Source organism: Streptomyces kebangsaanensis (assembly GCF_001906585.1).
Classification (GTDB): domain Bacteria; phylum Actinomycetota; class Actinomycetes; order Streptomycetales; family Streptomycetaceae; genus Streptomyces; species Streptomyces kebangsaanensis.
This window is the reverse complement of the sequence record NZ_JUJA01000152.1, coordinates 38,139-46,052: the sequence shown is the minus strand read 5'-3', so window position 1 is coordinate 46,052 and position 7,914 is coordinate 38,139. Positions and strand designations below refer to the sequence as shown.

Genomic DNA, 7,914 nt, shown 5'->3' with positions numbered 1-7,914 from the left:
GGCGGCCCGGCAGGCCCCGCCGCCACAGCCCGAACCGTCAGGATGCGGCACCCCGGCACCATGGGCCGCGGCATCCGGGAGCCCTGCACCATGGGCCGCGGCACCAGGGACCACGGCACCCGGGACCACGGCCGCGTTCGAAGCGGCATCCCCGTCGGCACCGGTCCGGCCCCACCTCTCGTCACCGCCCGTACGGATCACCCAGCCGCCGGACCGCCCCGTCGGGCACGGGCGCCGGGCGGACAGTCCGAAGCGCGGCTGGTGGGCTCGACTCGCCGATTGGATGAGAAACCCCGCATGAGTACGTACTGGCCCTGGTGGGCGGGCGCTGTCGGGCTCGCTCTGGTCACCATCAACTACACCCTCGTCACCGACCGGTCCTTCGGGGTGTCGTCGGCGTGGGATCGCGTGCTGCACTGGCGCCGTGAACGCCGCCTCGAACGGATGGAGGAGGAGTTCACCGACGATCAGGCCCTCGTCGAGGCGCTTGCCGCGGCCACCGCGGAGCACTTCGGAACCGGAGCCGGCGCGCCCGCCGCGCCGCAGGCGCCGTACCAGGTTCCGTACGGGGAGTCGCAGCCGCCGCCCCCGGACGTCGAACGGACGCCCGATGAGACCGCCTCCGTCACGGGCGCGGGGCCGGCCCCGCTGTTCACCCAGGCCGCCCTGCTGGTGTCGGTCTTCCTCGGCGGGCTGATCGCCGCGTTCACCTCCGGGCGGTTCCAGATCCGCTACGACATGGGGCCGGGTTTCCGGGACCTGGTCACCGCCGATCCCCTCACCATGGTCGTCCTGCTGTTCCTGGGCGGCGTGCTGGTCGGTTTCGGCACTCGGCTGGCCGGCGGGTGCAGCTCCGGCCACGGGCTCAACGGCTGCGGCCGTCTGCGACCGGTCAGCATCGTCGCGACCGCCGTGTTCTTCGGCACCGCCGTCGGGGTGTCGTTCCTCCTGTGGAAGGTGATCTGATGCGTACCCGGGGCGCGGTTCTGCTGGCCAACATCATCACCGGGCTGGCCCTCGGCTACGTCGTCACCAACATCGGCTTCGGCGACTACGCCGAGCTGAACCGCATGTTCACCTTCCAGGACCTGCGCATGTTCCTCGCCTTCGCCGGCGCGGTCGCCCTCATCGTGTGCGTGTTCGCGCTGCTGCGGGTCCGCCGCACCCCGGGGCGCATCCACGCCGGTGTGGTCCCCGGCGCGGTGCTGTTCGGTACGGGCTGGGCGATCTCGGGCGGCTGCCCGGCGATCCCGATCGTCCAGGTTGCCAGTGGGTACCTGCCCGCCCTGGTCACCATCGTCGGCGTCGTCGTCGGTATCCGGCTGTGCCGCTGGGCCGGCACCCGGTACTTCCACCTCGACCGCGGCTCCTGCGAGCTGTAGCCGGGCGCCGGCGGTCAGATCCTCCTGCCGGTCGTTCCCCCGGGGGAGCGTGTCGTCGTGGTGCGGCCGGTGCCGCGGGCGGCGGTGGAGGCGGGGGCGGGGGGCTGGCGGTGACGGGGGGCTGTGCGGCGGGGTGGGCGGGTCAGGGTGATCTGGCGTACGAGTTGCTGGAAGCAGGCCAGGGACGCCAGGCCCGGCAGGGCGGCCGCCGCGATGTCGACGAGCGTCCTGGGCGCCTGGACGACGCACAGGAGCATCGCGATGGACGAGAAGATCAGCACCACGCACCAGGAGTGGACGGCGCGGCGCCGGTGCAGTGCGGCCCGCAGGACCGACAGCGACGCCACCAGCCAGGGGCCGTACACCAGGAGGGGCCACCACGAGGCGAGGCCGTCCTCCATACGGGCCAGGGCCACGACGCGGAGCGGGTCGTAGGCGACCATTCCGCCGAAGAAGCTCACCGCGGAGGCGATCATCGCGGTCAGTGCGGCGATGACGTGGCTGGCGGTCCGCAGGACGTTCGGGCGCTTGCGTTCCCGGACCTTCCGGTGGCGGCGGGCGGCCTCCCTCAGCGGAGGCAGCTCCGCGGTGATCTGCTGGAGGTTCTCCAGGGGGGTGCTCGGGGTGCTCGGAGTACTCGGGGTATTTGGGGTGTTCGGGCTGCCTGAGCTGTCCGGGGTGTTCGGGGCCGGCTCGGTGACGACCGGTGCCTCGCCCCGGACGGTGGGGGCGGCGGGCCCGTGCTCCTGCATCGCGTCCTGGAGCATGAAGGCCAGTTCCTCGGCAGGGTCCCAGGCCTCGTCCGGCGGCACCAGCGGTGTCGAGAAGAACTCCGCCGGAGCCCGGTGGCGGCCCGTACCGGCCTCCTGATGTCCGTCCGGGTAGGGCGAGCAGCCGGAGAAGCCCGGGTGACCCGAGTAGCCCCAGGGGTCCTGATCACCTGGATAGTCAGTTGAATGGCCAGTGAAATTCACCGAACGACGGTCAATACGTTCTTCATACATCACGCAGTCGACTGTTCCGCTCCTGAGAAAGCGGACCGGGCCCCCGAACCGACCCAGCGGCGGGCGAGGTCGGCTTCCAGCGTGCTCATCGCATCCAGGAAATCCCGCAGCAGGGGCTCGGTCACCTTCAGCGCGACCGGGTAATCACCTCTGGTCAGGGTGCCGTTGACGGCGGCCGACGAGTGCACCGGGGCAGGAAGGCAGGTATGGGGGCCGAGCGGCACCGCCCGTGCGGCGGCGCTCGTGTTCTCTCGCTCCCGCCCCATGAGCAGACCCCAGTGCCCTTCCCTGGTTGTCTTGGTCATATCCCGACTAACGCCGTCCGACTTTCCCCGGATGCGCGGCAAACGGGTGAAGGAATTCGACCGTTCGGAGCTGTGTTGCCACCCGCTCGCACGGTGACGTTGCGCCGGTCGGGGGTAACCGTCCGCCATGGGCGAGATCCTGGTCGGTACGTGTTCGTGGACGGACCCGGCGCTGGTGCGCAGCGGCTGGTATCCGGCCGGGTCACGCGGCGCCGAGGGCCGGCTGCGGTACTACGCCACGCGGTTCCCGGTCGTCGAGGTCGACTCCGGGTACTACGCCCTTCCCGGTGAGCGGAACAGCCGGCTCTGGGTCGAGCGGACCCCGGAGGACTTCGTCTTCGACGTGAAGGCGTTCTCGCTGCTCACCGGGCATCCGGCCCGGCGCGGCGCGCTGCCCGAGGAGCTGCGCGGCACGTCGTACGACCCCCGTGACGCGAAGTTCCTCGACGCCGTGTGGGCGCGGTTCGCCGAGGGGATCGGGCCGTTGCGGCGCGGCGGACGGCTGGGCTGTGTGCTGTTCCAGTTCCCGCCGTGGTTCCGGCCGGGCGCGCGGGCCGAGGCGCTCCTGGCCCAGTGCGCCGAACGGACCGCGGGCTGGCCCGTCGCGGTGGAGTTCCGGCACCCCGCGTGGTGGCGGGAGGAACAGGCGGGCACGACCGCCGCGCTGCTGCGCCGGTACGGCTTCGCCGCCGTCGGCGTCGACATGGTGCAAACGCTGCCCTCCTCCGTCCCACCGGTCACGCCCGTCACCTCGGCGCGGCTGTCCGTCGTGCGCTTCCACGGGCGCAGCCCCGCATGGGGGACCGGGAGCAAGGAGGAACGGTTCCGGTACGAGTACGCCGACCACGAGCTCGAGGAGTGGGTGCCGCGGCTGCACTGCCTCGCCGGGGGCGTCGAGCGGCTCCACGTACTGTTCAACAACTGCTGCGGCGACGCGGCGGTCCGGGCCGCCGAGCGGATGCGCTCGCTGCTCGACGGCCGGCCCTCCGCGTCCCGCGTTCCACGTCGCGCATCCGGCTGACCAGTCGCGCATCCGGCTGACTAGCGCAGGATCCGGATCTTCCGCTCCGCGCTCACCTGGTCGGTCTCCGACACCCGCACCGTCGCCTTCATCGTCCAGTCGCCGGCGATCGGGAGGTTGAGGGTGTCGGTGCCCCAGTAGCCGCCCCTCTTGGTGAGCTTCGCGTCGATCGGGCCGATCTTCTGTGCGGGCAGGGACAGGGACAGGCGCAGCTCGGGGACGCTGCTCAGGCCGCCGTCGGGGCCGTAGACCACGGCCTCCACCGCGTTCTGGCCGACGCGGCCCGGCACCAGCGTGACCTGCACCGTGCCGTGGCCGCCCGGGGTGCCGAAGTCGAACGGGATCATCGTGACGGAGGCGCCCGGTGCTCCGGCCACGGGCGTGGCCTCGGCCGCCTCGGCGGCCACGCGGCCCGGGAGGGTGCTGACCAGCATCGTGGTGACGACCAGCACCGCGATGCCCACGGCGACCTCGGCCAGGACCGAGCGGCGCAGGGCACGACGGCAGGCGTCGGACGCCGGCGAGGACGCCGATTCCCCCGCCCCGGGCTTCTCCCCGGTTTCCTCCCCGGCCTCCTCCGCCTCGGGAAGCCGCGTCCCGCCCGCCGCTTCGGGGATCGCCGGCTCCGGGATCCGTTCGCGTACCACCGTCCGCGACTTCCCGGCCCGTACGGCGGTCGTCTCCCCGTCCACCGTCACCAGCCGCGCCGTCCAGCGCCGCGAGAGGCTCGCCACGGCCAGCATCAGCACCACCGCCACCACTTTGGCCAGCAGCAGCCGTCCGTACGCGGTGCCGGTAAGCGTGCTCCAGGAGCCGAGGCCGCGCCAGGACTGGTAGACCCCGGTGACCACGAGGACGGTGACGGCGCCGAAGGCGATCCGGGAGAAGCGGGCCACGGCCGCCGTCAGCGCGGGGCCGTCGCCGTCCGGGGCCGCCGTTCGAGGCTCGTCCTCCGTCACGCGCTGCAGGATCGTGAGGAGGGCCGTCAGCCCGCCCAGCCAGACCCCCATCGCCAGCACGTGCAGCGCCGAGGACGTCATCGCCACCGGGACCTGGATGCCGGCCGAGGCGTGCTCGGACGCCGCCAGGGTCAGCGCCAGGGCGAGGGCGAGCACGGCGCCCACCGCCGGGGTCGCGCGCGCGGGTTCCTGGTCCGGCCGGCGCCGGAGGAGCCGTACGAGGAAGACGGCCGCCGGCGCGAGCAGGGCCAGGCGGGCCATCAGGACCAGGCCGGGGCGGCTGCTCAGGGTGCGGGAGACGGCCGTGAGGTCGAAGGCCGACGCCGGGCCGGTCCCGGTCTCGTAGGGGGCCCGCAGCACCAGCAGGACGAGGGTCGACGCCAGCGCCGCCCACCAGCTCGCGACCAGCGGTTTGCGCAGCGGGCGGGGGTCCGGCGGACGGCACAGCAGGATGAAGGCGGCCGCGCCGATGAGCAGGGCGGCGGCGCCGTAGGCGGTGTAGCGGCCGAGGTCGTAGAGGCTGCCGGTCACGGGGTGCTGGTCGGGGCCCGTGTCGATCGCGGGTGGTGTCGGGGAGGGCTTCCCCACGGAGAAGGTGAAGGCGCCGGAGACCGGGTGGCTGTCCGCCGAGATCACCCGCCACGCCACGGTGAAGGTGCCCTCGCCCAGCCCGTCCGGAAACGTCACCTGGGCCGTGTCCGACCGGCCCGGCGCATGCCGCGGCTGCCCCGTCCTCACCCGTCGGCCCTCGGGGTCGAACAGGCGGAAGGAGTCGTCGAGCAGGGCGACGGACTCGGAGTAGGCCAACGTGATCGCGCGGGGCGCCGACTTCAGGACGGTTCCGTCGGCGGGGTCGGCCTCGCGCAGGTCCGCGTGGGCGAAGGCGGGAGCGGCTCCGCCGAGCAGGAGGAGGACCAGTACGGCGCCGAGCAGCGTCAGCACCCGAAGTGGTCGCCGTACGGTCACGTCGCTTCTCCGTCTGGGAACTTGCCGGCTTCTGAAGAAGTACGGAGGAAGACGGCACTCCGTTCACCGGGACGACGGAAACCCCCGCCCGGCTGCGCCCCGCGCCGCGGCGGGTGACCATCGGGGGATGGACGTCCCTCTGCACCTCGCCCAGGACCCCGAGGCCGACGCGCTCCTCGGCCGCAGTCCGCTCGCCGTGCTGGTCGGAATGGTGCTGGACCGGTGGATCCCGGTGGAGTGGGCGTTCAAGGGGCCGTCGACGATCGCCCGGCGCATGGGCACCGACGACCTGGACGCGCACGAGATCGTGGCCTTCGAGCCGGAGACCTTCGTCCGGCTCCTGTCGGACAAGCCGGCCGTGCACAGCCACCCGGAGTCCATGGCCAGGTCGATCCAGCGGCTGTGCCACTACCTCGTCGAGCACTACGGCGGTGATCCCGAGGCGATCTGGCGGGACGTCGACAGCGGGCAGGAACTGCTGCGACGGCTGGCGGAGCTGCCCGGGTTCGGCGAGCAGAGGGCGCGGATCCTCCTCGCGCTGCTCGGCAAGCAGCTCGGTGTCCGGCCTGCCGGGTGGCGGGAGGCGGCGGGGGCGTACGGCGAGGAGAGGTCCTTCCGGTCCGTCGCCGACGTCACGGGGCCCGAGTCGCTGGCGAAGGTGCGGGCGTACGAGCAGGAGGCGAGGGCGGCGGCCGAGGCGGCCGGGACCGAGCCCCACGAGTGACCCGCGTCCCTTTCCTTCCCCGCCGGTGTCAGCCGGACGGCCGGCCCCCGGTGGCGGCACGCGCGCGTGCGTTCCAGCATGAACCATGACCGAGCCACCGGGACCCGGCCCCCAGGGGCCCGGGTACGACGACAGCCGCGTCCACGCCGCACGTGACCCACGACACTCGGGGACGGCACCGCCACCGCACCACGAACCGCCACCGGAGGAGCCGCTGGAAGGACCGCTGCACCTCATGTCCCGCGCCGCCTGGCAGGCCGTCCTCGCCGCCGGCGTGGCCACCCTGGTCCTGGGCATCCTGGTGCTGCTCTGGCCGGGCCCCTCCCTGCTCGTCGCCGGAATCCTCTTCGGCGTCTACCTCCTGGTCAGCGGCGTGCTCCAGCTGGTCTCCGCTTTCGGCACCCACAGGACGACCTCGCTGCGCGTGCTGGCCTTCGTCAGCGGTGCCCTGTCGATCCTGCTGGGCCTGTTCTGCTTCCGCGGCGCCCTGCAGTCGATCCTGCTGCTCGCGCTGTGGATCGGCATCGGCTGGCTGATCCGCGGCATCACGCAGACGATCGCCGCCGTCCACCACCGCGACGCGCCCGCGCGCGGCTGGCAGATCTTCCTCGGCGTCCTCACCTTCGCCGCCGGGATCGTCCTGATCGTCTCGCCGCTGCGGTCGGTCGCCGTCCTCACCGTGGTCGCCGGCTGGTGGCTGGTGGTGGTCGGCGTCATCGAGATCGTCACCGCGTTCCGCGTCCGCGGGCACGCCGAACGGATCCCGGACACCGTGTGACCGCGGCCGGGGCCGCTCACCGCCTCCTGCGGGTCGTGCCGAAGAGGGACCGGGTGATCTCGCGGCCGAGCTGGGTGCCCACGGACCGGGCCAGGGACTTGAACACGCCGCTGCCGACGACCTGTTCGATGACCGACGGTTCCTCGCCCGCGCGCTGCCGGCCGCGGGGCGCCCGGGCGCCCTTCGGCTCCGCGGGTGCCGTCTCCCCGGCCCGGGCGGCCCGCGCCTCGGTGAGTTTCTCGTACGCCGACTCGCGGTCCACGGCCTGTGCGTAGCGGCCGTACAGGGGGGACCCCCGCACCGCACGGTCCAGGGCCGCCCCGTCGACCGGGCCCATCAGGGACTCGGGCGCCCGCAGCCGGGTCGCCGCGACCGGGGTCGGCGCTCCCCTCTCGCTCAGCACCGTCACCACCGCCTCGCCGGTGCCGAGGCCGGTGAGGACCTCCTCCAGGTCGTAGGCGGAGTCGGGGAAGGTCCGCACCGTGGCCTTCAGGGCCTTCTGGTCGTCGGGGGTGAAGGCGCGCAGCGCGTGCTGGACCCGGTTGCCCAACTGACCCAGTACGTCGGCGGGCACGTCCTTCGGGGACTGGGTGACGAAGAAGACGCCGACCCCTTTCGAGCGAATGAGCCGCACCGTCCGGGTGATCGACTCCAGGAACGCCCTGGACGCGTCGCTGAACAGCAGGTGCGCCTCGTCGAAGAAGAACACCAGCTTCGGCCTGTCCGCGTCGCCGACCTCCGGCAGGTCGTGGAAGAGGTCGGCGAGCAGCCACAT

9 protein-coding genes are annotated in these 7,914 nt (G+C 72.9%); 5 read left to right on the top strand and 4 right to left on the bottom strand.

The features are described 5' to 3' along the window. Window positions 1–297 precede the first annotated feature (297 nt). Window positions 298–966 (top strand): YeeE/YedE family protein, encoded by a 669-nt coding sequence (locus RH94_RS24925; RefSeq protein WP_073950111.1) that lies wholly within the window; start codon window positions 298–300, stop codon window positions 964–966. Beyond that, on the top strand, window positions 966–1,382 hold the full coding sequence (locus RH94_RS24920) for a YeeE/YedE thiosulfate transporter family protein (RefSeq protein WP_073950110.1): 417 nt from the start codon (window positions 966–968) through the stop codon (window positions 1,380–1,382). The genes RH94_RS24925 and RH94_RS24920 overlap by 1 nt, the downstream gene beginning before the upstream one ends. A 14-nt stretch (window positions 1,383–1,396) precedes the next feature. Here the strand turns inward: RH94_RS24920 and RH94_RS24915 are convergent, their stop codons facing one another. Both RH94_RS24915 and RH94_RS24910 read right to left on the bottom strand, forming a co-directional pair. Beyond that, complete coding sequence (locus tag RH94_RS24915; RefSeq protein ID WP_234426028.1) at window positions 1,397–2,356, bottom strand: DUF2637 domain-containing protein; 960 nt, start codon at window positions 2,354–2,356, stop codon at window positions 1,397–1,399. Window positions 2,357–2,385: 29 nt separating this feature from the next. Further along, on the bottom strand, window positions 2,386–2,691 hold the full coding sequence (locus RH94_RS24910; RefSeq protein WP_234426027.1) for a hypothetical protein: 306 nt from the start codon (window positions 2,689–2,691) through the stop codon (window positions 2,386–2,388). A gap of 127 nt (window positions 2,692–2,818) precedes the next feature. On the opposite strand from RH94_RS24910, the gene RH94_RS24905 reads away from it, so the two are divergent. After that, window positions 2,819–3,712, top strand: a complete 894-nt coding sequence (locus tag RH94_RS24905) for a DUF72 domain-containing protein (protein WP_073950108.1) — start codon at window positions 2,819–2,821, stop codon at window positions 3,710–3,712. 20 nt (window positions 3,713–3,732) lie between these two features. Here RH94_RS24905 and RH94_RS24900 read toward each other — a convergent pair whose 3' ends face one another. Further along, complete coding sequence (locus RH94_RS24900) at window positions 3,733–5,637, bottom strand: copper resistance CopC/CopD family protein (RefSeq protein WP_199881052.1); 1,905 nt, start codon at window positions 5,635–5,637, stop codon at window positions 3,733–3,735. A gap of 127 nt (window positions 5,638–5,764) precedes the next feature. Here RH94_RS24900 and RH94_RS24895 point away from each other — a divergent pair, with 127 nt between their 5' ends. Both RH94_RS24895 and RH94_RS24890 read left to right on the top strand, forming a co-directional pair. Continuing rightward, window positions 5,765–6,361, top strand: coding sequence for an HhH-GPD-type base excision DNA repair protein (locus RH94_RS24895; RefSeq protein WP_073950107.1), 597 nt, complete (start codon window positions 5,765–5,767; stop codon window positions 6,359–6,361). Between the two features lie 85 nt (window positions 6,362–6,446). After that, on the top strand, window positions 6,447–7,139 hold the full coding sequence (locus RH94_RS24890; protein ID WP_073950106.1) for an HdeD family acid-resistance protein: 693 nt from the start codon (window positions 6,447–6,449) through the stop codon (window positions 7,137–7,139). Window positions 7,140–7,155: 16 nt separating this feature from the next. Here RH94_RS24890 and RH94_RS44510 read toward each other — a convergent pair. Then, on the bottom strand, window positions 7,156–7,914 hold a 759-nt coding region (locus RH94_RS44510), incomplete at its 5' end, for a helicase HerA-like domain-containing protein (RefSeq protein ID WP_234426026.1).

What these genes read in the sequence shown, in the direction of transcription:
- RH94_RS24925 (WP_073950111.1), top strand. Translation starts at nt 298, where the DNA reads ATGAGTACGTACTGGCCCTGGTGGGCGGGCGCTGTCGGGCTCGCTCTG.
- RH94_RS24920 (WP_073950110.1), top strand. Translation starts at nt 966, where the DNA reads ATGCGTACCCGGGGCGCGGTTCTGCTGGCCAACATCATCACCGGGCTG.
- RH94_RS24910 (WP_234426027.1), bottom strand. Translation starts at nt 2,691, where the DNA reads ATGACCAAGACAACCAGGGAAGGGCACTGGGGTCTGCTCATGGGGCGG.
- RH94_RS24905 (WP_073950108.1), top strand. Translation starts at nt 2,819, where the DNA reads ATGGGCGAGATCCTGGTCGGTACGTGTTCGTGGACGGACCCGGCGCTG.
- RH94_RS24895 (WP_073950107.1), top strand. Translation starts at nt 5,765, where the DNA reads ATGGACGTCCCTCTGCACCTCGCCCAGGACCCCGAGGCCGACGCGCTC.
- RH94_RS24890 (WP_073950106.1), top strand. Translation starts at nt 6,447, where the DNA reads ATGACCGAGCCACCGGGACCCGGCCCCCAGGGGCCCGGGTACGACGAC.